Raw genomic sequence first — 22,415 nt, 5'->3', positions numbered from 1 at the left:
ATGCTCCTGCGGCACGGAGTAGGATAGCGATTCCGCAACCCTGAGGACTGAACACATGAGCACGCTGTTCGATATCCCGCTGCACCGCCTCGAAGGCCAGGACGCCACGCTTGCCGAATACAGCGGCAAGGTGATGCTGATCGTGAACGTCGCCTCCCAGTGCGGCCTGACGCCCCAATACGCCGGCCTGGAAAAACTGTTCGAGAAGTATGAGGAACGCGGCCTGGTGGTGCTGGGCTTCCCCTGCAACGACTTCGGCGCCCAGGAACCGGGCAGCGAGGCGGAGATTGCCGATTTTTGCCAGCGCAACTACGGCGTGCGCTTCCCGATGTTCGAAAAGGTCGAGGTCAACCGCGAGGCGCGCCACCCGCTGTACCGCGAACTCATCCAGGCCCAGCCGCAGGCACGCCAGGCCGAAGGCAGCACCTTCGGCGACAAGCTGGCCCAGCACGGCCTGAGCCCGAAGAACCCCTCCGACGTGATGTGGAATTTCGAGAAATTCCTGGTCGGCCGCGACGGTGCCGTGATCGCCCGTTTCGCACCGGACGTGAAGCCGGACGACCCGGCACTGGTCGCGGCGATCGAAGCGGCGCTGGGCTAAATCCGCCGGGCAGGGGGTGTGGCGCCCTCCTGCTCGGCTAACGCGTTGCCGTCCTTGCCACAAAAACGGTAAAGTAGGCCGGGTTTGAGTCCTGACCCATGTGGAGGCACGCGTGACGACCAGCTTTGATGCGGCAGAGCCACACGGATTGCTGCCGGCTTCCGACCTGAGCACCCATTGCGGCCGCCCGCCGCCGCGCGGCGGGTGATGCCGATGCTGTCCTTGCTCATCCTTTTACCTTTCATCGGCGCGTTGGTCGCCGCCTGCATGCCCACGGGTTCGCGCAATCGCCCGGCGGCGGTGGCCGGCGCCGTCACCCTGATCGCGCTGGTGCTGGCCATCGGCTCCTTCGCCCGGGTCAGCGATGGCGAAGTCCTGCGCGAGCGCTACGCCTGGCTGCCCGACATGGGCCTCGACCTGATGCTGCGCATGGACGGCCTGGCCTGGGTCTTCACCGTCATGGTGCTCGGCATCGGCCTGCTGGTGCTGCTGTATGCGCGCTACTACATGTCCAGGCGCGACCCGGTGGCGCGCTTCTTCGCCTACATGCTCGCCTTCATGGGCGCGATGCTGGGCGTGGTCCTGTCCGGCAACCTGATTCAATTGGTCGTGTTCTGGGAACTCACCAGCGTCACCTCCTTCCTCCTGATCGGCTACTGGCAGCACCGCAACGACGCCCGCCGCGGCGCGCGCATGGCGTTCACGGTGACGACCATGGGCGGCCTGTGCCTGCTGGTGGGCGTGCTGATGCTGGGCCACATCGCCGGCAGCTACGAGCTCGACACCGTGCTGGCGGCCGGCGACCGGGTACGCTCTCACCCCTGGTACCTGCCGACCCTGGTGCTGGTCGCGCTCGGGGCGCTCACCAAAAGCGCGCAATTCCCCTTCCACTTCTGGCTGCCGCATGCGATGGCGGCGCCGACGCCGGTATCCGCCTTCCTGCACTCGGCCACCATGGTCAAGGCCGGCGTGTTCCTGCTGATCCGCCTCTGGCCCGCACTGTCCGGCACCGAGGAGTGGACATGGATCCTGGGCGCGGCTGGCGTCTGCACCCTGTTGATCGGTTCCTTCTTCGCGATCTTCCAGAACGACATGAAGGGTTTACTCGCCTATTCGACCATCAGCCACCTGGGCCTGATCGTCACCCTGCTCAGCATCGGCTCGCCCCTGTCCGTGGTGGCGGCTGTCTTCCACACCATGAACCACGCGATTTTTAAAGCCTCGCTGTTCATGGCGGTCGGCATCATCGACCACGAGACGGGCACGCGCGACATGCGCCTGCTGCGGGGATTGGGCCGTGCCATGCCCTACACCGCCGCGCTGGCCATCGTCGCCAGCGCGTCCATGGCCGGGGTGCCGCTGCTGAACGGTTTCCTGTCGAAAGAGATGTTCTTTGCCGAGACCATGCAGGTGGGCGGCACCGAGGACTGGTCGATGTCGTATGCGGCCGTCGCCATGGGTGTGTTCAGCGTGGCCTATTCGCTGCGTTTTATTAGCGTCTTCTTCGGCCGCCTGAGCGAGGACCTGCCACAGACGCCGCACGAGCCGCCGCGCTGGATGCGCTTCCCGGTCGAGTGCCTGGTGGTGCTGTGCATTGCCGTCGGCGTGATGCCCGAACGGGCCGTGGGCGAAGTGCTGGCGGTGGGCGCGCGCGCGGTGCTGGGTACATCTCTCCCCGAATACAACCTCGCGATCTGGCATGGCGTGAACCTGCCCCTCCTGATGAGCGTGGCCGCGCTGGCGGGCGGCCTGCTGTTCTACGTGCTGCTGCGGCGTTATTTCGATTTGGCCGAACGCGAGCGGGTGCCGGTGCTGTACCGCCTGAACGGCGCCCAGGCCTACGAGAACAGTTTATTGGCGCTGTCGCAGGCGGCCGCCTGGCTGGTACGCTGGACCGGTACCCGGCGCCTGCAATTGCAGCTGCTGGTGCTGATGGCGGCCATGGTCGCCGTCCCACTGCTGCTGGTGCGCCCGCTGCCGGCCCTGCCGCCGCTGCGCATGACCGACCTCGATCCGCTGTTCGCCCTGCTGTGGGTGATCGGAGCCGTCTGCGCGCTGGGCGCGGCCTACCAGGCCAAGTACCACCGCCTGGTGGCCCTGATCCTGGCCGGCGGCACCGGCGTCGTGACCAGCCTGACCTTTTTATGGATGTCGGCGCCCGACCTGGCGCTGACCCAGCTGATGGTGGAAACCGTGACCACGGTGCTGATCCTGCTCGGCCTGCGCTGGCTGCCGCCACGCTTCGTGCCGCCCGGCCTGGCGCCGCGCATTCCCCCCAGCAGCTGGCTGCGCCGTGGGCGCGACGGCGCGATCGCCGTGGCCGGCGGCCTGGGACTGGCCGCCACCACCTACGCCCTGCTGTCGACCGAGGCCCCATCGACCATCGCCGACTTCTTCGTCGAACGCGCCCTGCCCGAGGGCGGCGGCGCGAACGTCGTCAACGTGCTGCTGGTCGACTTCCGTGGCTTCGACACGATGGGAGAGATCACGGTGCTGTCGATTGTCGCGCTCACCGTGTATGCGCTGCTGCGGCGCTTCCGTCCCGCGCCCGAGAGTATCGCGATTCCCGTGCAGCAGGCCAGCGACGTCGATCCGGCCGTGAGCCAGACACCGGCGCAGCAGGCCACGACCGGCTACCTGATGATCCCGGCGGTCTACCTGCGCTTCCTGCTGCCCTTCATGGGCATCATCGCGGTCTACTTCTTCATGCGCGGCCATAACCTGCCGGGCGGCGGCTTCGTCGCCGGCTTAATTTTTGCCACGGCGATCATCGTCCAGTACATGGTGGCCGGCACTGACTGGGTCGAGTCGCAGCTGCGCCTGCGTCCGCACCGCTGGATCGCCTGGGGACTGGTCACGGCCTGCGGCACGGGCCTGGGCGCCTGGCTGTTCGGCTACCCCTTCCTCACCAGCCACACGGCGCACCTGCAGCTGCCGCTCTTCGGCGAGATCCACGTGCCGAGCGCTTTTGTCTTCGACCTCGGGGTGTTCCTGGTCGTGGTCGGCACCACCATGCTGATCCTGGTCGCGCTGGCGCACCAGTCGCTGCGCAGCCACCGCGCCCCGCCCGGCGCCACGCGCGCCACCATCCCGCCGGCCAAGGAGATCGCCTGATGGAACTCGCCCTGTCCCTGGCCATCGGCATCATCTTCGGCGCCGGCATCTGGCTGCTGCTGCGCCCGCGCAGCTTCCAGGTGCTCACGGGCCTGATGCTGATGTCGTATGCCGTCAACCTGTTCATCTTCGTCATGGGCCGCGTCTGGCTCGACCAGCCGCCGCTGACGCCGGCCGGCAGCACGCCCGACCCGCGCGTGCTGGCCGACCCGCTGCCCCAGGCCCTGGTACTGACCGCCATCGTGATCGGTTTTGCGACCACGGCCTTGTACCTGGTCGTGATGATCGGCGCGCGCGGCCTGACCGGCACCGACCACGTCGACGGCGAGGAGCCGGAACTATGACGGTTCATCACTTGGTCATTCTGCCGATCCTGCTGCCGCTGCTGTGCGGCGCGGTGCTGGTGCCGTTCACCCAGGGCCGGCACGAGCTGAAATTCGCACTGAGCTATGCCTCGGTACTCGGCTTGCTGGTCACGGCCTGCACGCTGATGGTGCAGGCCGACGGCGGCGCCTGGCCCGAAGGGATCGGCGTCTACCTCGCCGCCAACTGGGCCGCGCCCTTCGGCATCGCCCTGGTCGCCGATCGCCTGGCGGCGCTGATGCTGCTGCTGACCGCCGTGCTGGCGCTGGCCTCGCTGCACTTCGCCATGAAACGCTGGAGCCGCATCGGCGTGCATTTTCACTCGCTGTTCCAGTTCCTGCTGATGGGGATTAACGGCGCCTTCCTGACGCACGACTTATTTAATCTGTTCGTGTTCTTCGAGGTGATGCTGGCCGCCTCCTATGGCCTGGTCCTGCACGGCTACAACGCCGAACGCCTGCGCGCCAGCATGCAGTACATCGCCGTCAACCTGGCCGCGGCCCTGCTGTTCCTGATCGGGACCGCCCTGATCTACGCCAGCACGGGTACGCTGAACATGGCCGATCTCGCTGTGCGCATCAGCGCCATCGCCCCCGAAAACATCGGCCTGCTAAAAGTCGGCGTCGCCGTGCTGGCGCTGGCCTTCCTCGTGAAAAGCGCGATGTGGCCGCTCGGCTTCTGGCTGCCGACTACCTATGCGGCGGCATCTCCCCCGGTGGCGGCGATGCTGGTCCTGATGACCAAGGTCGGCGCCTACGTGATCCTGCGCCTGTGGCTGCTGCTGTTCGGCGACGAGGCCGGGGCCGCCGCCGGCTTCGGCTACGACGCCCTGGTCTGGGGCGGCATGGCCACCATCGTCTTCGGCGCGGCCGGCATGCTCTCGACCGACACCGCCGGACGCATGGCCGGCTACAGCGCCGTGGTCTCTTCGGGCACGCTGCTGGCCGTGATCGGCTACGGCCAGCCGTCCCTGGTAACGGCAGGCCTCTACTACCTGATCGGCTCGACGCTGGCGGTGGCGGCCTTCCTGCTGCTGATCGAACTGATCGATCGCATCCGCACCCCCAGCGCAGCCATGCTGGCGCTGACCATGGAAGCCTGGGCGGTCGAAGACACGCCCGACGAGCCGCGCGGCAAAGGCGTGCCGGCGGCGATGGCCTTCCTGTCGCTGGCGTTTACGGCCTGCGCATTGATGATCGCCGGCCTGCCGCCACTCTCGGGTTTCGTGGCGAAGTTCAGCATGTTCCACGCGCTGCTCAATCCGGAGCCCGGTGCCGGCACCATCGACGCCACCGGCTGGACCCTGATGGCCCTGGTCGTCGTCTCCGGCCTGATCGCCATCATCTCGATGCTGCGCTTCGGCGTGCGCACCTTCTGGGCTGCCGAGATGGTGACGCCGCCGCGCCTGCACCTGTCGGAAGTGGCGCCGGTCACGGCCTTGTTATTGCTGTCGCTGGCGATGACGGTACAGGCGCGTCCGCTGTTCGACTATCTCGGACGCGCCAGCGCCGACCTGCACGACCCGGGCCGCTATGCGCGCCAGGTCTTGCCCGGTCCGGTGGTCCCCAAGCCCGCGGAGGCGCCATGATGCGCTGGCTCCCTTATCCCCTGGTGTCGCTGGCGCTGTGCGCACTGTGGCTGCTGCTGAACCAGGCCTTCGATGCGGCCAGCATCCTGCTCGGCGCCGCGCTCGGCATTGCGCTGCCCTTGCTGCTGCGCCGCCTGCAGCCGCTCGGCTATCCGCGCCTGCACGCGCCTGCGACCCTGCTGCGCCTGCTGGGCATGGCGGGCGTCGAGATCGTCCGCTCCTGCTTCAACGTCAGCCGCATCATCCTGTTCGCCAAGCACGCGGACGTGAATTCGCAATTCATCCGTGTGCCCCTGACGATGCGCGATCCCTACGGCCTGGCCATGCTGTCCTGCCTGATCAACATGACCCCTGGCACGGTCTGGGTCGAGATCCTGCCCGAGGGGCACGAACTGTCCCTGCACGTGTTCGACCTGCACGATGCGGGGTGGTGGATCGACACCATCAAAACGCGCTACGAGCGCCCCTTGATCGACATCTTTGAACCCAGGAGCGTCCGTGGCGACCTTGCTTGAACTCTCGATAGGCTACGCACTCGTGTGCGTGCTGGTGGCGATGGTGCTGTGCGCCCTGCGCCTGTTAATTGGCCCCTCGGCCCACGACCGCGTGCTCGCCCTCGACACCCTGTGGATGGCCGGCATGCTGCTGGCGCTGGTGCTGGGCATCCGCTTCGGCACGCAGGTGTATTTCGAGGTGGCGGTCCTGATCGCGCTGGTCGGCTTCGTCTCGACGGTGGCGCTGGCGAAATTCCTGATGCGCGGGGAGATCATCGAATGACCGGCATCGCCGACCTGCCCGCCTGGGCCGCTCTGCCCGTCGCGCTGCTGCTGTTCGTCGGCGCCTCCATCATCCTGATCGGCGCGCTCGGCCTGCTGCGCCTGCGCACCTTTTATCAACGCATCCACGGACCGGCGATCACCATCACGCTCGGCGCCGGCTGCGTCCTGATCGCCTCGATGCTGTATTTCACGGTGTCGCAGGCGCGCCTGGTCATCCACGAAGTGATCATCGCAGCCTTCCTCCTGATGACGGCGCCGGTGGTGTCGATGCTGATCATGCGCGCCGCCGTTTACCGAGACTTGCGCGCCAGAAAGGCCGATGCCGGCGCCACCGCGGGCGGGGTCTATACGATTGTCGAGGCGGAAACACCCGCCAGCCCGGCCCCGGGCAAGGAATAAAAGCGCTGCGCCGGATCGCGCCCATGCGTTAAATAGGGCACGGTGGTAGCCGCCGCCCGGGTCTACCCTGAGCTCATGGTTAAGCATGTCTCACCTCGCAAGCTGTACGCGATGAAGCGGATGTCGGTCGCGCTGGCCCGCGCGTCGGGCGCCCGGCCGTTCGGCCCGGCAACCGACAAGGCCCTGCGCTGGGCCGCGGCCTGGGGCATGGCCGGCGGGATCCGCACGCCGCACACCCCGCTGCGCCTGCGCCGTGATACGCTGATCGGCACGGTGGGCGCCAGCCCTTCGCATTGAGCCTTGAGCAGGCGCACAGCAAGGCGCCGCACCGGGATTTTTCGTTTTCCGTCGCAGTCTCACCAGCCTACTCATAGAGGAGAGCGGTCATGGCCTACGTCGATGGTTTTGTCATCCCTGTTCGTAAAGAAAAACTCGAGGCTTACCTCGACATGTCCCGGCAATGCGCCGCCATCTGGCGCGAATTCGGCGCCACCGAATTCCGCGAATGCGTCGCCGACGACGTCAAGCCGGGCAAGCTGACTTCCTTCCCGCAGAGCGTGAACCTGCAGGAGGGCGAAGTCGTGATCTTTTCCTGGATCATCTATCCATCGCGCGCCAAGCGCGACGAGGTCAACGACAAGGTCATGAACGACCCGCGCATGGCCGAGTTCATGAAGCCGGAGAACATGGTGTTCGACGGCAAGCGCATGATTTTTGGCGGCTTCGAAATGGTGGTCGATAGCTAGATCTACGCTCAGGCCAGCGCGGAGGCGTTTGCCAGCGCATCCTGGGTGCCCGCCAGCGCCAGGAATTCTTCACGCCCGCGTTCGCCGCGCAGGTCTGCCACGATGCGTCCCTTGTCGAGAACGACGATCCGGTCCGCCGACAGGATCGTTTCGCGCCGGTGCGCAACAATAATACGGGTCATCGGCAATTCCCTGATGGCCGCGTTGACCTGGCGTTCGCGCGCCACGTCGAGGTGGCTGGTCGCTTCGTCGAGCAGCATCAGCACCGGCTCGCGGTACAGCGCACGGGCGATCAGGACCCGCTGCTTTTGTCCGCCCGAGAGCACGGTGCCCATATCGCCGATCAGCGTATGAAAGCCCATCGGCATGGCCTCGATGTCGTCCAGTACGCCCGCTTGCCGCGCGCATTCGCGGATGCGGACATTCGATGGCGCATCGGCGAAAAAACTGATGTTGTCGGCGATCGAGCCGGCAAACAGTTGGTCGTCCTGCATGACCACGCCGATTTGCGCCCGGTACTGCCCCAGCCCCGCCTCCTTCAGCGCCCGGCCATTGACGGCGAGTTCGCCCGAGGTCGGCTCCAGCAGGCTGGCGACGATGCGCAGCAGCGTGGTCTTGCCGCAGCCAGAAGGACCGACGATGGCGACCGATTCGCCGGGCGCGATCGACAGGTCGATGCCGTCGAGCACCCAGGGATCGCTGGCGCCGTAGCGATAGCGCAAGGCCCGCAGTTCGATCGCCAGCGGTGCCGGGTTATTGGTGCGCTCGAAGGGCGCCATATCGGCCGGCTCAGGCGGAGTCAGGGCGATATCGGCCAGACGCTCGGCATGCAGGCGCAGCATCCACAGGTCCAGGGCCTTGTCGATCAGGCTGCTGATGCGGCTGAGGAACTGGTCCTTGTAGCTGATAAAGGCGAGCAGCATGCCAACAGAAAACGTGTTCGCCAACACTTTTTCGGCGCCGAGCCAGACGACCAGCACGGCGATGACGCCAATCAGGCTTGCGTTCACGGTACGAAACATCAAGCCGAGCTTTTGCGTCGTCACCTGGCGGTTGACGGTCTGTACCAGCAGGTTCAGCCAATGGGCCTGGCGCGCTGCCTGCGCATTGAACAGCTTGATGGTCTTCATGCCGCGCAAGGTTTCCAATAAATGGCTGTCGCGCCGCGCACCCCAGACGATGGCCTCGGCCGAAGCATTGCGCAGACTGGCATAGGAAGCAGCGCGCAACAGTGCATAAAGCAATGCCCCGGACAGTACCAGTAGTGCGAGGCCGGGCGCATACACGACCATGACCGTCAGCGTGATCAGCGACATCAAGCCATCCAGCACGATCTCGACGAGGTCGGTCGTGAGTGCCTGCAGGATCGTTTCCTGCGAGCCGAAGCGCGACAGCACATCGCCCAGATGACGGCTCTCGAAATAGCGGGCGGGCAAGCGCACCATGTGGCCGAACAGGCTGGCGCGCCCCGACACTTTGAGCGTGCTCGAGATGGCAATCAGGGTCGCTCCGCGCATGGCGGTAATCGCCACCCGCAGCATCAGCACGAACAGGAAGCCGAGTGCCAGCGTCAGCAATAAATCGCGGTCGGCACTGACCAGTGCTTCGTCCACCACCCACTGCATGAAGAAAGGACTGATTACGCCGAGCAGTTCGATTGCCAGCGCCATGCAGGCCAGCACGCCGAGCGAACGCCGGATACCGACCAGCCTGCCGACCAGGGCGCGCAGACGCACCCGCGGCGCCGGCTCGGCCGCGACGAAACCCGGCGCCGGACTCAGCTCGAGGGCGACGCCGGTGAAGTGGCGCTGCGCTTCCGCATGGGCCAGGCGCCGCACGCCGGCGCCAGGATCATGGATCACCACGGCGGTCTTGGTTACGCGTTTCAGTACCACGAAATGGTTCAGGTCCCAGTGCAGGATACAAGGCACGGCCAGCAGGGCCAGCTCGTCGGCTTCAAGACGCAGCGGCCGCGCGGCCAGGCCCAGGTGGTCGGCAATGGCAACCAGGTCTTTCAGCGAAGCGCCTCGCTGCGACAGGCCGTAGCGGCGGCGCAAGGATGACAGATCGTAGCCATCGCCGTAGTAGGACGCGATCATCGCCAGGCAGGCCAGGCCGCATTCGGCCGCCTCGGTCTGCAGGATCAACGGCAGGCGGCCACCATAGCCGGCGCCTTCATGACTGGTCTTCATCGTTCCCACCTCCCGGTCAGGGTCAGCACCGGATCGAGTACCCATTCGATCAGGCGGCGACGCTCGAGCAACACATCGGCGTCGAGCTGCATGCCCGGTTGCAGCGGGGCAGCTTTGCCGTAGGCATTGACGCTTTGGCGTTCGAGTGCGACCGTGATGCGGTACAGGGCCTCGGCCGAGGCCCCGGGCGCGCCGGCAGTGAACATTGCAGGCAGCTCGGATGGTTCCATCGCGCTGCGCGATACGCTGGCGATCACGCCGCGCGAGTGGCCGAATTTCTGATACGGGTAAGCGCGGTAGCGCAGCAGCACCGTTTGCCCGGCATGTACGAAGCCGACGGCGCGGCTGGGCGCATACAGGTGCGCTTCCAGCACGGCGTTGCGCGGCACGATGCTCAGCAGCGGCACGGTCGGCCCGACCGCCGTCCCGCTATTGGCGTGGATCGCCGTGACGATACCGGCCTCGGGCGCCGGAATCACCAGGGAACGCCGCGCCTCGACCTCACCCAGCTCGCGGCTGTTGGCGGCCAGGGTGCGCGCGATCAGCGCATCCTGGGTCGCCTTCTTCGACGGCAACTGGTCGAGTTCGCCCTGGACTACAGCACGCTCGCGGGTCAGCGACAGCACCCCGCGTTGCAGCGTGCGCAGCTTGGCAGCCTGGTCAAGTGCAGTTTCGGCCGCGACCCGCACCTGCTGCTCGGAGATATAGCCGCTGCCCTGCAGGCCGCCCATCCGCTGCTGCCATTGCTGGGCCAGGGCCAGCCGTTTTTCCTGGACCGCGATTTCCTGGCGCAGGCTGTCGATCTCGCGGCCCAGCGTGTCGTAGCGTGTGTTCAGCGCTGCGCGCTGCTGCCCAAACATTTCCTCGGTGCGCGCCTTTTCCACATCGAGCGTCGCGCGCTGCGCTTCCAGCGCCCGCACCGTGCCCGCCTGGGTATCACCCAGGGCGGTGCTCTGCTCTTCCGCCGACAGCTGCGCCAGCGGCTGGCCCTTGTTCACTTGCGCGCCTTCGCGAACGAGCAGCTCGGTGACCACGGCGGCGCGCGGCGCAAACACCCGCACCATTCCCTGCTGCGGGATCAGCCAGCCGCTGACATGCGCCTTGCGCGTATAGCTGGCGGCAAACAGCAGACCGAGAATGGCGACCACCGTGATCCCGGCGAGCAGCGCGAACCACCAATTCATCGCGCGTGGCTTGACCAGGACCGGGCCCAGCCATTCAGGCTGCTGGTGGCGCATCACCTCGGGTCGGAACAGCGGTACGCCAACCGCGGTGCCGCGCCCGATCTCCTCGCTGCCGTCGCTCATGTCAGCCACCAGTAAACTGGTCTTCGGCCATGTAGTCGCGCACCTCGAAGGAGACCTCGATTACACGCGACACCTTGCGGATCGGCAGTATCTTGCGCAGCTTGGGATCGGCGAAATCCTTCAACAAGGGCGGGCGCGGAGCATTGAAGAAATAACCGGGATCGTTGGCGACGATCGGTTTCGCCACAAGGTCGAGCTCGTCGCGCGAGCTGACAGTCTGCACCACGCAGGGCGCGTGCGTCACGCCCAGTTCGAGCAGGGCGCAGGCACGGTGGTAGCCATTGTTCAGCAAGAGGCGGCCGCTGTCGTCGTCGCAGACCGCGTTCAGGAAATTCGAGCTGTAGCCGATCACCAGGCCCAGCGCCGCGGCGACCGAGCCGAACGAGGCATAACCGCTCAGCTGTTGGGGAGTCAGGACGACAGGTTCGTGGAAACGGAAATCGGTCGAGTCGGACCGGAATTCGTAGCGTTTGGAACCGAGTTCGCGGATCCGGACCGGCGCCGGGCAGTCGTCCGGCGGCAGGCAGAAGCGAAACAGCGCCTCCGGCTGAGGATCGGCGCCGAGACGCTCCTTGAGGTTGTCGACGAAACTGCGTGTGACGTGATTCTGGCAGACGACAAGGTGTTTCAGCTCCACCATGGCAAGGCGGGTCGGCAGATGGTCGAAGGTCCGCGTAAAACGGCTGCTCGCCAGGACGGCCTCGGCCAGGGGTGCGACTACCGGATCGAGCGGCCGACAGTCGAGCTGATCGGCAATGCCGGGTTCCCGTTGTGCCAGTTCCTCGTACCAGAGCGCGGCCTCGCTCCATTCGCGTACCAGCGCGGCCCGGTTCACGGTCGGGTTCTTGCAGCCGACTTCGTCGACGAAATCGAGATACTTGCGCAGCGGCGCCTGTCCCAGCAGCCACATCTCCTGTTCCGCGCCGGCTGCCTGCGCCAGCGTATCGCTCAGTTCACTATCCCTCTTCATTGTTGTTCTCCCCAGTATTGAATCAGCCCGGGGCGGTTCTTTGCCCCGGGCCGGGAGACAGTGAGTTCGGCAGCAGTGTGGTTTGACCGGCGTCCTGCCAGCCCGCGCGCTACCTGCCTACCGACCGCACTGTCCACTACAGCGGTGAGCCGCTCAGCCGGCAGGCTCAGTAGCCATGGCTCTTGCTGTGGCTACGGCTGTAGCTCCTGCTCTTGCTCATGCTCTTGCTTTTACTATGGCTGTAGCTACGGCTCTTGCTCTTGTGCTTGTAGTGCTTCGGTTTGTTACCACCGTACACATGCTCAAGTTCCGTACTCGTCAAGTTACGCATGATCTCTCTCCTTGATTTAACCGGACGTCTCCCGTCCAGCAAGGCCCTGCCGATGCTGCCCCGATGACAGCATCTGAAGAACAGAAACAAGCGATCCTGCAGCGGTGCGCGCCCCGCTGCGATGATGCATGTTGGGAATTTTTGCAGCGCTCCCGGCCTTGCAAAAAGACTAGCAACAAGCGGTCACAAGCTTTTACGCATTAAGGGTAGGGTTTGATATAAATCAAACGATGTTTAAAAAGTTGTAGTTTTCGGACAAATCCTACAAAAGTGATTGAACCTGTCCTACAGTAGAGTTACCACAAGTATTTATTTTCCTAAAACTAGAAGAACTAACGGTGGCTCATCGAGCTCATGCAGGTGGAGTAGGCCATGACATCGCCAGAGCAGATAAACAAAAGCCCGCTCTTCTTTCGAAGAGCGGGCTTTAACAGAAGAGAGCAGCGTTTGTGGATCAGAATGGAATATCGTCATCCATATCCGAGAAGTTCGGTGCCGGACGCTGCGGCTGCGGACGGGCTGCCGGTGCCGGTGGCGCCTGGCGTGGGGCCTGCTGGCGCTGCGGTGGGGCGTCGTAGCCGCCGTCGTCCATGCCCATGTCGTTGCCGCCGCCCATGCCCTGGCGGCCGCCCAGCATCTGCATGTTTTCAGCGATGATGTCGGTGGCGTAGCGCTCGATGCCGTCCTTGTCGGTGTACTTGCGGGTCTGCAGGCGGCCCTCCACATAGACCGACGAGCCCTTTTTAAGGTACTGGCCGACGATCTCGGCCAGGCGGCCGAAGAACGAGATGCGGTGCCATTCGGTCAGCTCTTTCTGCTCGCCGGTGTTGCGGTCCTTCGACTTGTACGAGGTGGCGACCGCGATGTTCGCGATGGCGTCGCCGCTCGGCATGTAGCGGATTTCCGGATCGCGGCCGAGGTTGCCGACGATGATGACCTTGTTAACTGATGCCATGTTGTTACTCCTTCAGGATTTGTGAGCCCTGGCTCTGCACTCTGTCTAAGCGCCAGGGAACTGGGTACCGCAGCACGATATTATGGGGCCGAAGTGCCTCCAAATAAAGGACATTTTGTTGGCCTCACTCAGCCTTTCTCGCGGTGAAAAACGGGGCAAAGCGGTGTCGCGACGCCCCGTCGACAGGGGCACCGAAAATTATTTTCGGATTCTGAACTGTTTGCCATTGAAGCCCGGCGCAAACGGCCCACCTACACCGGACTGGGGTATTGTCGATTTCACGCGCGCGGTCCGGATGGCGTAACAAATGCCATCGCTGGTACACCAGAGTACTGGATGAATGTACAGCCGCAACAAAAACGCGCTACACTAGCAGATTCCCCTCGATTGGCCCGCCCAACGCGACAGTTTCGTGCGCGGCCCCGCAAAACTTATTGAAAGCCTGCCAAAGTTAATGGAAGAAATTCGTATTCGTGGTGCCCGCACGCACAACCTGAAGAACATCAATCTCGACCTGCCGCGCAACAAGCTAATCGTGATTACCGGCCTGTCGGGTTCCGGTAAGTCCTCGCTTGCCTTCGACACCCTGTATGCCGAAGGCCAGCGCCGCTATGTCGAGTCGCTGTCGGCGTATGCGCGCCAGTTCCTGCAGCTGATGGAAAAGCCGGACGTGGACCTGATCGAAGGCCTGTCGCCGGCCATTTCCATCGAGCAGAAGGCGACTTCGCACAATCCGCGTTCGACCGTCGGCACCGTGACCGAGATCCACGACTACCTGCGCCTGCTGTACGCGCGCGTCGGCACGCCCTACTGCCCGGACCACCCGCACGAGCCGCTCGCGGCCCAGACCGTCTCGCAGATGGTCGATTCCGTGCTGGCCATGCCGGAAGGCACCAAGCTGATGATCCTGGCGCCGGTCGTGGCCGGCCGCAAGGGCGAGCATAGCGATCTGTTCGCGGCGATGCAGGCGCAGGGTTTCGTGCGCTTCCGCATCCAGAGCGGCGTGAACGCGGCCAAGATCTATGAGATCGACGAGCTGCCGAAGCTGAAGAAGACGGAAAAGCACTCGATCGACGTCGTGATCGACCGCGTGAAGGTCAATCCGGAAATCAAGCAGCGCGTGGCCGAGAGTTTTGAAACGGCCCTGCGCCTGGCCGACGGCCGCGCCGTCGCCTACGAGATGGACACGGAAAAAGAGACCGTGTTCTCGAACAAGTTCGCCTGTAACGTCTGCGGCTACTCGCTGCAGGAACTCGAGCCGCGCCTGTTCTCGTTCAACAACCCGATGGGCGCCTGCTCGCAATGCGATGGCCTCGGCCACATCGAGTTCTTCGATCCGAAGCGGATCGTCGCGTTTCCGAATCTGTCGCTGGCCTCCGGCGCCGTGAAGGGCTGGGATCGCCGCAACCAGTTCTATTTCCAGATGCTGTCGAACCTGGCGGACCACTATGAGTTCGACCTGGATAAACCCTTCGAGCAGCTGCCGAAGAGCGCGCAGGATGCGGTCCTGTTCGGCTCTGGTAAAACCGCGATTCCGTTCACCTATGTGAACGAGCGCGGCCGCACCGTGATCCGCGAGCACACCTTCGAAGGCGTGGTGAACAACCTGCAGCGGCGTTACAGAGAAACGGACTCGATGGCGGTGAAGGAAGAGCTGGCGAAGTTCATCAACGAGAAGAAGTGTCCTGCCTGCGAAGGCGCGCGCCTGCGTACCGAAGCGCGTTTCGTCAAGATCGGCCAGGGCGCCCAGCAGCGCGCCATCTATGAAGTGTCGGACAAGCCGCTGCGCGACACGCTGGAGTTCTTCGAAACGCTGGAACTGACGGGCGCCAAGAAGGACATCGCCGAACGCGTGATCAAGGAAATCACGGCGCGCCTGAAATTCCTGAACAACGTCGGCCTGGATTACCTGTCGCTCGACCGCAGCGCCGATACCCTGTCGGGCGGCGAGGCGCAGCGGATCCGCCTGGCTTCGCAGATCGGTTCGGGCCTGACCGGCGTGATGTACGTGCTCGACGAGCCGTCAATCGGCCTGCACCAGCGCGATAACGACCGCCTGATCGCGACCTTGAAGCATCTGCGCGACATCGGCAACAGTGTGCTCGTGGTCGAGCACGACGAGGATGCGATCCGTACCGCCGACTACATCGTCGACATGGGTCCGGGCGCGGGCGTGCATGGCGGCGTGGTGATCGCCGAGGGTACGCTGGACGAGATCATGCAGAACGAGCACTCGGTGACCGCCCAGTATCTGGATGGCCGCCGCAAGATCGTGGTGCCGAAGAAGCGTACCAAGGCGAATCCGGAACGCCAGCTGGTGATCACCAACGCCACCGGCAACAATCTGAAAGGCGAGACCTTGACGCTGCCGGTCGGCCTGATGACCTGCATCACCGGTGTCTCGGGTTCGGGTAAATCGACGCTGATCAACGATACGCTGTATCCGGCCCTGTCGCGCCACCTGTACGGCTCGCAGACGGAACCGGCGCCGCACGACGCGATCTTCGGCCTCGAGCACTTCGACAAGGTCATTTCGGTCGACCAGGCGCCGATCGGCCGCACCCCGCGTTCGAACCCGGCGACCTACACCGGCTTGTTCACGCCGATCCGCGACCTGTTCGCGACGGTGCCGACGGCCAAGGAACGCGGCTACTCGGCCGGCCGTTTCTCGTTCAACGTGAAAGGCGGCCGCTGCGAGGCCTGCCAGGGCGATGGCGTGATCAAGGTCGAGATGCACTTCCTGCCGGACGTGTACGTGCCTTGCGACGTCTGCCACGGCAAGCGCTACAACCGCGAGACGCTCGAGGTGCATTACAAGGGCAAGAACATCACCGAAGTGCTGGAGATGACGGTCGAAGACGCGCACGAGTTTTTCAAACCTGTGCCGGTCATCGCGCGCAAGCTGCAGACCCTGCTGGACGTCGGCCTCGGCTACATCAAGCTGGGGCAAAGTGCGACCACCCTGTCGGGCGGCGAGGCGCAGCGCGTCAAACTGTCGCTGGAACTGTCGAAGCGCGATACGGGCCGTACCCTGTACATCCTGGACGAGCCCACCACCGGCCTGCACTTCGCCGACATCGACCTGCTGCTGAAGGTGATCCACCGCCTGCGCGACCAGGGCAATACGCTTGCAATCATCGAGCACAACCTGGACGTGATCAAGACGGCGGACTGGATCGTCGACCTCGGTCCGGAAGGTGGTGCCGGCGGCGGCAAGATCGTTGCCACCGGTTCGCCGGAAGAGGTGGCGAACAACAAGGCCAGCGTGACGGGCAAGTACCTGAAGCCCTTGCTGAAACAGTAAACGGTTTATCCGGTTGAATAAAAAGGCAGAGCCGCGGCTCTGCCTTTTTTTGTTTTGGTTCTGGTTTTGGTAGGGTGGGCACTTTTGCCCACGCGGTACGCCGGCGGAGTGACCACAATAGCTTCGCGAACACGCGCCCGTTGAATCCGCGTGGGCACAAGTGCCCACCCTACGAAAGATGCGCTACAGTTGACACACCCAAACTGCCCAGCCGCCATCATGACCGACCTTGCCCTCGCCATCGTCCACCACCTGATCGTCTTCGGCATCGCCGCCGTGCTGGCCGCCGAACTGGCGCTGATGCGCCCCGCCGCCATGTCCTCGCAAACGGTGAAATTGCTGGGCCGCTTCGACGCCGCCTACGGCATGCTGGCGCTGGCCATCCTCGCCGTGGGTTTCCTGCGCGTCTGGTATGGCGCCAAGGGCCCGGATTTTTATCTGCACAACCACGTTTTCTGGGGCAAGATCGCCGCCTTTGCCGCGGTAGGGCTGATTTCCATTAAACCGACGATCCGCATCGCCGCCTGGAAGAAGGCCTTGAAGGCGAATGCCGCCTTCATGCCCGCGCTGGACGAAGTCGGCGCGCTGCGCCGCCTGCTGCTGATCGAGATCCACGTGTTCGCGCTGATCCCGATCTTCGCCGCGATGATGGCGCGCGGTATCGGCTACGGGGCCGGCTGAGGCTGCAAGGACTGCATCGCCGCGCGGATGAAGCCGATCATGCGCTCGTCCACCATGCCCGGCTGCTTCAGCTCCGGCTCGTTCTGGAGCGCCTGGCGGATCTTTTGCTGGGTCGCCGGATTGTCGCCGGCGTAGGAGCGGAACAGCTCGAACCAGTGGCGCGCCAGCGCCTGCGCTTCCGGCGAATCCGGCGCGCGTCCCTCGTCGATCGCCGTGCGGACGCGCGCCAGCAGCGGCGGCCATTCGGCGTTGCGCTTGCCGAGATTGGCGCGCACGAAGGCCATCTCCTCGGCATCGAGATAACGTTCGTAGACCGCCAACTGATTCTCTTTGGTCGCCGCCAGGATGAAGTCCATGACGTGTTGTGTGACGCCGGTGCGCTCCTGCACCGCAGGTTCTTGCTCATGCATCGTATTCAGCTTCGCGAACAGGATGGGATTGAAATTGGTGTCGCGTGCCAGGGTCGCCATCCAGCGTTTGGCCAGGGAGCGCGCCTTGCTGTCGGCCGGGCTGGTGCCGGCATCCATCAAGGTATGGACCTCGGACACCAGCGCCTGCCACTCGCCCTCGACCTGGTCGGCCTGGGTAACCAGCGGCAGTTCCTGCAATTCTTCCTGCGTAAAATATTTGTCGTACATCGTCATCTGCTCCAAAGTAGTCAGCCAGTCGGCCGGATCCGGCTGCCGCCCCGCATCGAGCTGCCCACGCAGGCGCGCCAGGCGGCTGCGCAGGGCGGTGGCTTGCGCGATCTGCTGATCGAGCATGCCGATCTGGCGCTCGACGATGCTTTCCAGGGACAGGTCCGGTCCGGATAGATAAGTTCCGATCTCGGCCAGCGCCATGCCGAACCTGCGCAGCGCCAGGATGCGGTGCAGCCGGGCGAGGTCGGATTCGTCATAGAGCCGGTAGCCGGCGTCGGAACGCGCCGAAGGAGACAGGAGCCCGATGTCGTCGTAATGGTGCAGCGTGCGCACGGTCAGCCCGGTGCGTTTTGCCAGCTCGCCGATTTTCAAGCGCATCGTGTCCTCTCCTCTTCTTGCGTGCACCCATGCTGGAGCCTGACGCTGCGTGAGGGTCAAGCACTACTTCGAAACGGCTAATATTAATACTTCAAGGAAATCAGGAACTGAAAAATATGCGCTTACTCATCATGGGCAATTCGGGTTCCGGCAAGTCCTGGCGCGCACGCGCCCTGGCCGCGCAGCACGACCTGGCGCACCTGGACCTGGATACGATCGTCTGGGAACCGGGGCAGATCGCCGTGCCGTGCGCGCCGGAACAGGTACGGGCCGACTTGCTGGCCTTTGTGACGGAACACGAACGCTGGGTGGCGGAAGGCTGTTATGGCGACCTGGTCGAAGCGGCGCTGCCTTTTTGTTCGGAGCTGGTCTTCATGAATCCGGGGCGCGACGTGTGCCTGGAAAACAACCGCCGGCGGCCGTGGGAGCCGCACAAGTACGCCTCGATGGAGGCGCAGCAAAGCAAGCTGGCCTTTCTGCTGGAGTGGGTGGCGGGATATTACGAGCGCGAGGATGCGATGTCGTATGCGTGTCACCGACGTATGTTTGATGCGTTTGATGGTAATAAAACCGAAGTCACAGTGGTCGATTAACTACGAAATGTAGGGTGGGCTCTGCCCACGCGGACTCATTGCCTGCATGGTGGAAACTGGGCCGCGAGTCTGCATCAGTTGTATCCGCGTGGGCAGAGCCCACCCTACGAAACCGGCAACACGAGCAGTGCCACAAAAAAAGGGCAGCGCCACACGGCACTGCCCTTCTTTACGCGCAGCCGCTGACTAGCGGCCGCCCTCCTCAGAAACCTGATTAGCCCAGCTGCTGTTCCAGCTTCTGCTTGGTCGCCACCAGCTCTTGCGGCAGGTGGTAAGACAGCTTCTCGAACAGCTCGGTGTGCAATTTCAGCTCTTCACGCCAGGCGTCCTTGTCGATCGAGGTGATCTGCGTGAATTGCTCTTGCGTGAACTCGACGCCGTCCCAGTTCAGGTCGACATAGTTCGGCGAGGTGCCGAACAGGTGCTCGCTGCCGCCGGCCTTGCCGGCCGTGCGGTCGAGGATCCAGCTCAGGACGCGCATATTGTCGCCGTAGCCCGGCCACACGAAGTTGCCCGACTCGTCGGTACGGAACCAGTTGACGCAGAAGATCTTCGGCAGCGCCGCCCCGCCCTTGGCTTCGACTTTCTTACCGAGATCGAGCCAGTGCTGGAAGTAGTCGCTCATGTTGTAGCCGATGAAAGGCAGCATCGCGAACGGATCGCGGCGCACGACGCCCATCTGGCCGGCGGCGGCGGCGGTCGTTTCCGAACCCATGGTCGCGGCCATGTACACGCCTTCGACCCAGTTCTTCGCTTCGGTGACCAGCGGCACGGTGGTCGAGCGGCGGCCGCCGAAAATAAACGCCGAGATCGGCACGCCGGCCGGATCGTCCCAAGCTGGGTCGATCACCGGGTTCTGGGTCGCCGACACGGTGAAGCGTGCGTTCGGGTGGGCGGCCTTGGTGCCCGAGGCCGGGGTCCAGTCCTTACCTTGCCAGTCGATCAGGTGGCTTGGGGCTTCCTTGGTCATGCCTTCCCACCAGACGTCGCCGTCGTCGGTCAGCGCGACGTTGGTGAAGATGACGTTCTCGCGCAGCGAAGACATGCAGTTCGAATTGGTCTTGTCGTTGGTGCCCGGTGCCACGCCGAAGTAGCCGGCTTCCGGGTTGATCGCGTACAGCTTGCCGTCGGCACCCGGCTTGATCCAGGCGATGTCGTCGCCGATGGTGGTGACCTTCCAGCCGTTGAACGAGGTCGGCGGGATCAGCATGGCGAAGTTGGTCTTGCCGCAAGCCGAAGGGAAAGCGGCCGCGACGTATTTCTTTGCTCCTTCAGGCGATTCGACGCCCAGGATCAGCATGTGTTCGGCCAGCCAGCCGGTGCCGCCCTGTTGCGCTTCCTGGTAGCCCATGTTCGAGGCGATGCGCAGCGCGAAGCATTTTTTACCGAGCAGCGCATTGCCGCCGTAGCCCGAGCCGAAGGACCAGATCTCGCGGGTTTCCGGATAGTGGACGATGTACTTGGTGCTGTTGCATGGCCAGCGCACGTCCTGCTGGCCAGGCTGCAGCGGCATGCCGACGCTGTGCACGCAAGGAACGAATTCACCATCCGCGCCCAGCACGTCGTACACGGCCTTGCCCATGCGCGTCATGATGCGCATGTTGACAGCGACGTAAGGCGAATCCGACAGCTCGACGCCGATGTGGGCGATCGGCGAACCCAGCGGGCCCATCGAGAACGGCACGACGTACATCGTGCGGCCGGCCATGCAGCCGTCGAACAGGCCGTTCAGGGTGGTGCGCATCTCGGCCGGGTCGGTCCAGTTATTCGTCGGGCCGGCCTGCTCCTTGGTAGCCGAGCAGATGAAGGTGCGGTCTTCGACGCGCGCCACGTCGGACGGGTCGGAATGGGCCAGGTAGGAATTCGGACGCTTTTCGGGATTCAGGCGAATCATCGTGCCGGCGTCGACCATCAGCGCGCACAGGCGGTTGTACTCTTCTTCGGAGCCGTCGCACCAGTAGATGGCGTCGGGCTTCGTCAGGGCGGCGATGTCGGCCACCCAATTGATGAGCTTCTGGTGTTTGACGTGGTCTGGGACGTTCAGGGCGGCGACACCGCTCATCACGGGCTGGTTCATGGTACCTCCAACAATTAAGAATTCTGTCTGGTCCGGCATGGCAGGATCGTCGTATGGTCCCGGGACTGCTGTGCATGCTGGCTCGAAAAGCGGCGCGACGGCGGTCGGGGCGATGGCCTCAGCGGGTGAGGCACGGAACGGTGATGCCTGGTCTGATATACACTTTGGTGCTGTCAAACCCTTAATATTCGGCCGATTGTACACCCCTCAAACAGCGATTCAAGCTCTTCGGATCGAAAAATGTAGGAAATATAGTTGACTAATATAGTAGGCTACTTCGAATCCCGGAGAACCCGTTATTCCTTTACGTGCTCATCCATAACTTCGTCCAACTTCCATGAAAATTGCCGTTCTCGACGATTACCAGAATGCCGTACCGGGTCTCGACTGTTACAAAATATTGGACGGTCATGAGGTCAAAGTGTTCAATAATTCCGCGCGCGGCCTGGGCCAGCTCGCGATCCGGCTCGCGCCCTTTGACGCGCTGGTATTGATCCGCGAAAGGACGAGCCTGTCTGCCGCCCTGCTGAACAAGCTGCCGAATTTGAAGCTGATTTCGCAGACGGGCAAGCTCAGCGGCCATGTCGACGTCGCCGCCGCCACGGCGCGTGGCATCGCGATTGCCGAAGGCGTCGGCTCGCCGGTGGCGCCGGCCGAGCTGACCTGGGCGCTGATCATGGCGGCCAGCCGCCGCATCGTCCCCTATGCGAATAATTTACAGGATGGGCTCTGGCAAACGGCCTCGACCAACCCGCGACTGAACGGCCTGGGCCGGGTGCTGCGCGGACGTACGCTGGCGATCTGGAGTTACGGCAAGATCGGCAAGCTGGTGGCAGGATACGGCAAGGCCTTCGGCATGCGGATCCTGGTCTGGGGTGGCGAGAAGAGCCGGCAGGCGGCCCTGGCCGACGGCTTTGAGGCGGCCGCGTCGCGCGAAGCCTTTTTTGAACAGGCCGACGTGCTGAGCCTGCATTTGCGGCTGGCCGATGCGACGCGCGGCATCGTCACGGCAAGCGACCTGGCGCGCATGAAGCCGGACGCCCTCTTCGTCAACACGAGCCGCGCGGAACTGGTCGAAGCCGGCGCGCTGGAGGCGGCGCTGCAGGCCGGCCGGCCGGGGATGGCGGCGCTCGACGTGTTTACCGACGAACCCTTGGCGCCGGACGCGCCGCTGCTGCGCATCCCGACGGTGCTGGCGACGCCGCACCTCGGGTATGTCGAGCAGGACAGTTATGAGCTGTATTTCAGGGCGGCGTTCGAGAACGTGGTCAATTTCGCGGCGGGCAAGCCAACCAACATCCTGAATCCAGAGGTGCTGGATATGGCGTAGGGTGGGCGCCCCGGGCCCACCGGACACGGGTTGAACTAACGCTGCTCATCGTTTTGGTGGGCACGG

19 protein-coding genes are annotated in these 22,415 nt (G+C 64.1%); 13 read left to right on the top strand and 6 right to left on the bottom strand.

Features of this window, described 5'->3' with window-relative positions; translation table 11 throughout:
• The first annotated feature begins 55 nt into the window (after positions 1–55).
• The 9 genes from C2862_RS12790 to C2862_RS12750 all read left to right on the top strand — a co-directional run bounded on the left by C2862_RS12790 (position 56) and on the right by C2862_RS12750 (position 7,590).
• Positions 56–601 carry a glutathione peroxidase gene (locus tag C2862_RS12790; protein WP_136220511.1) on the top strand — a complete coding sequence of 182 codons (546 nt, stop codon included), beginning with the start codon at positions 56–58 and terminating at the stop codon, positions 599–601.
• 207 nt (positions 602–808) lie between these two features.
• Positions 809–3,715, top strand: a complete 2,907-nt coding sequence (locus C2862_RS12785; RefSeq protein WP_136220573.1) for a monovalent cation/H+ antiporter subunit A — start codon at positions 809–811, stop codon at positions 3,713–3,715.
• Positions 3,715–4,059, top strand: a complete 345-nt coding sequence (locus C2862_RS12780) for a Na+/H+ antiporter subunit C (RefSeq protein ID WP_136220510.1) — start codon at positions 3,715–3,717, stop codon at positions 4,057–4,059. Before C2862_RS12785 ends, C2862_RS12780 begins: the two co-directional genes overlap by 1 nt.
• The gene (locus tag C2862_RS12775; protein ID WP_136220509.1) at positions 4,056–5,666 is read left to right on the top strand and encodes a monovalent cation/H+ antiporter subunit D; all 1,611 of its coding nucleotides are present in this window, start codon (positions 4,056–4,058) and stop codon (positions 5,664–5,666) included. Before C2862_RS12780 ends, C2862_RS12775 begins: the two co-directional genes overlap by 4 nt.
• A complete protein-coding gene (locus C2862_RS12770) occupies positions 5,663–6,181 on the top strand; it encodes a Na+/H+ antiporter subunit E (protein ID WP_136220508.1) in 519 nt (172 codons plus the stop codon). The genes C2862_RS12775 and C2862_RS12770 overlap by 4 nt, the downstream gene beginning before the upstream one ends.
• The gene (locus C2862_RS12765; RefSeq protein ID WP_136220507.1) at positions 6,165–6,443 is read left to right on the top strand and encodes a K+/H+ antiporter subunit F; all 279 of its coding nucleotides are present in this window, start codon (positions 6,165–6,167) and stop codon (positions 6,441–6,443) included. Before C2862_RS12770 ends, C2862_RS12765 begins: the two co-directional genes overlap by 17 nt.
• Positions 6,440–6,844: a monovalent cation/H(+) antiporter subunit G gene (mnhG, locus tag C2862_RS12760; protein ID WP_136220506.1), complete on the top strand. Its 405-nt coding sequence runs from the start codon at positions 6,440–6,442 to the stop codon at positions 6,842–6,844. The genes C2862_RS12765 and mnhG overlap by 4 nt, the downstream gene beginning before the upstream one ends.
• Positions 6,845–6,919: 75 nt before the next feature.
• On the top strand, positions 6,920–7,141 hold the full coding sequence (locus C2862_RS12755; protein WP_136220505.1) for a hypothetical protein: 222 nt from the start codon (positions 6,920–6,922) through the stop codon (positions 7,139–7,141).
• 89 nt (positions 7,142–7,230) lie between these two features.
• Positions 7,231–7,590 (top strand): DUF1428 domain-containing protein, encoded by a 360-nt coding sequence (locus C2862_RS12750; RefSeq protein WP_136220504.1) that lies wholly within the window; start codon positions 7,231–7,233, stop codon positions 7,588–7,590.
• Positions 7,591–7,598: 8 nt separating this feature from the next.
• Here C2862_RS12750 and C2862_RS12745 read toward each other — a convergent pair whose 3' ends face one another.
• From C2862_RS12745 to ssb, 4 genes are all read right to left on the bottom strand, one after another.
• A complete protein-coding gene (locus C2862_RS12745) occupies positions 7,599–9,782 on the bottom strand; it encodes a peptidase domain-containing ABC transporter (protein ID WP_229467407.1) in 2,184 nt (727 codons plus the stop codon).
• A complete protein-coding gene (locus C2862_RS12740; RefSeq protein ID WP_136220502.1) occupies positions 9,779–11,089 on the bottom strand; it encodes an HlyD family secretion protein in 1,311 nt (436 codons plus the stop codon). Before C2862_RS12740 ends, C2862_RS12745 begins: the two co-directional genes overlap by 4 nt.
• A gap of 1 nt (position 11,090) precedes the next feature.
• Entirely contained in the window at positions 11,091–12,059 is a 969-nt protein-coding gene (locus C2862_RS12735; RefSeq protein WP_136220501.1) for a hypothetical protein, read from the bottom strand.
• 785 nt (positions 12,060–12,844) lie between these two features.
• A complete protein-coding gene (gene ssb / locus C2862_RS12725) occupies positions 12,845–13,345 on the bottom strand; it encodes a single-stranded DNA-binding protein (RefSeq protein WP_136220499.1) in 501 nt (166 codons plus the stop codon).
• Between the two features lie 454 nt (positions 13,346–13,799).
• On the opposite strand from ssb, the gene uvrA reads away from it, so the two are divergent.
• Complete coding sequence (gene uvrA / locus C2862_RS12720) at positions 13,800–16,649, top strand: excinuclease ABC subunit UvrA (RefSeq protein WP_136220498.1); 2,850 nt, start codon at positions 13,800–13,802, stop codon at positions 16,647–16,649.
• Positions 16,650–16,868: 219 nt separating this feature from the next.
• A complete protein-coding gene (locus C2862_RS12715; protein WP_136220497.1) occupies positions 16,869–17,330 on the top strand; it encodes a DUF2214 family protein in 462 nt (153 codons plus the stop codon).
• On the opposite strand, the gene C2862_RS12710 is transcribed toward C2862_RS12715, so the two are convergent.
• The gene (locus C2862_RS12710; protein ID WP_136220496.1) at positions 17,315–18,349 is read right to left on the bottom strand and encodes a MerR family transcriptional regulator; all 1,035 of its coding nucleotides are present in this window, start codon (positions 18,347–18,349) and stop codon (positions 17,315–17,317) included. The genes C2862_RS12715 and C2862_RS12710 overlap by 16 nt on opposite strands.
• 116 nt (positions 18,350–18,465) lie before the next feature.
• On the opposite strand from C2862_RS12710, the gene C2862_RS12705 reads away from it, so the two are divergent.
• The gene (locus C2862_RS12705) at positions 18,466–18,942 is read left to right on the top strand and encodes a shikimate kinase (RefSeq protein WP_136220495.1); all 477 of its coding nucleotides are present in this window, start codon (positions 18,466–18,468) and stop codon (positions 18,940–18,942) included.
• A 214-nt stretch (positions 18,943–19,156) separates the two neighbouring features.
• Here the strand turns inward: C2862_RS12705 and C2862_RS12700 are convergent, their stop codons facing one another.
• Positions 19,157–21,019, bottom strand: coding sequence for a phosphoenolpyruvate carboxykinase (GTP) (locus tag C2862_RS12700; protein WP_136220494.1), 1,863 nt, complete (start codon positions 21,017–21,019; stop codon positions 19,157–19,159).
• Between the two features lie 337 nt (positions 21,020–21,356).
• Here C2862_RS12700 and C2862_RS12695 point away from each other — a divergent pair, with 337 nt between their 5' ends.
• Positions 21,357–22,349: a D-2-hydroxyacid dehydrogenase family protein gene (locus C2862_RS12695; RefSeq protein ID WP_136220493.1), complete on the top strand. Its 993-nt coding sequence runs from the start codon at positions 21,357–21,359 to the stop codon at positions 22,347–22,349.
• Positions 22,350–22,415: the final 66 nt, after the last annotated feature.

Origin of the sequence: Massilia sp. Mn16-1_5 (assembly GCF_004798585.1) — a bacterium.
Lineage (GTDB): Bacteria > Pseudomonadota > Gammaproteobacteria > Burkholderiales > Burkholderiaceae_D > Telluria.
This window is presented reverse-complemented; position numbering and strand designations above follow the sequence as displayed.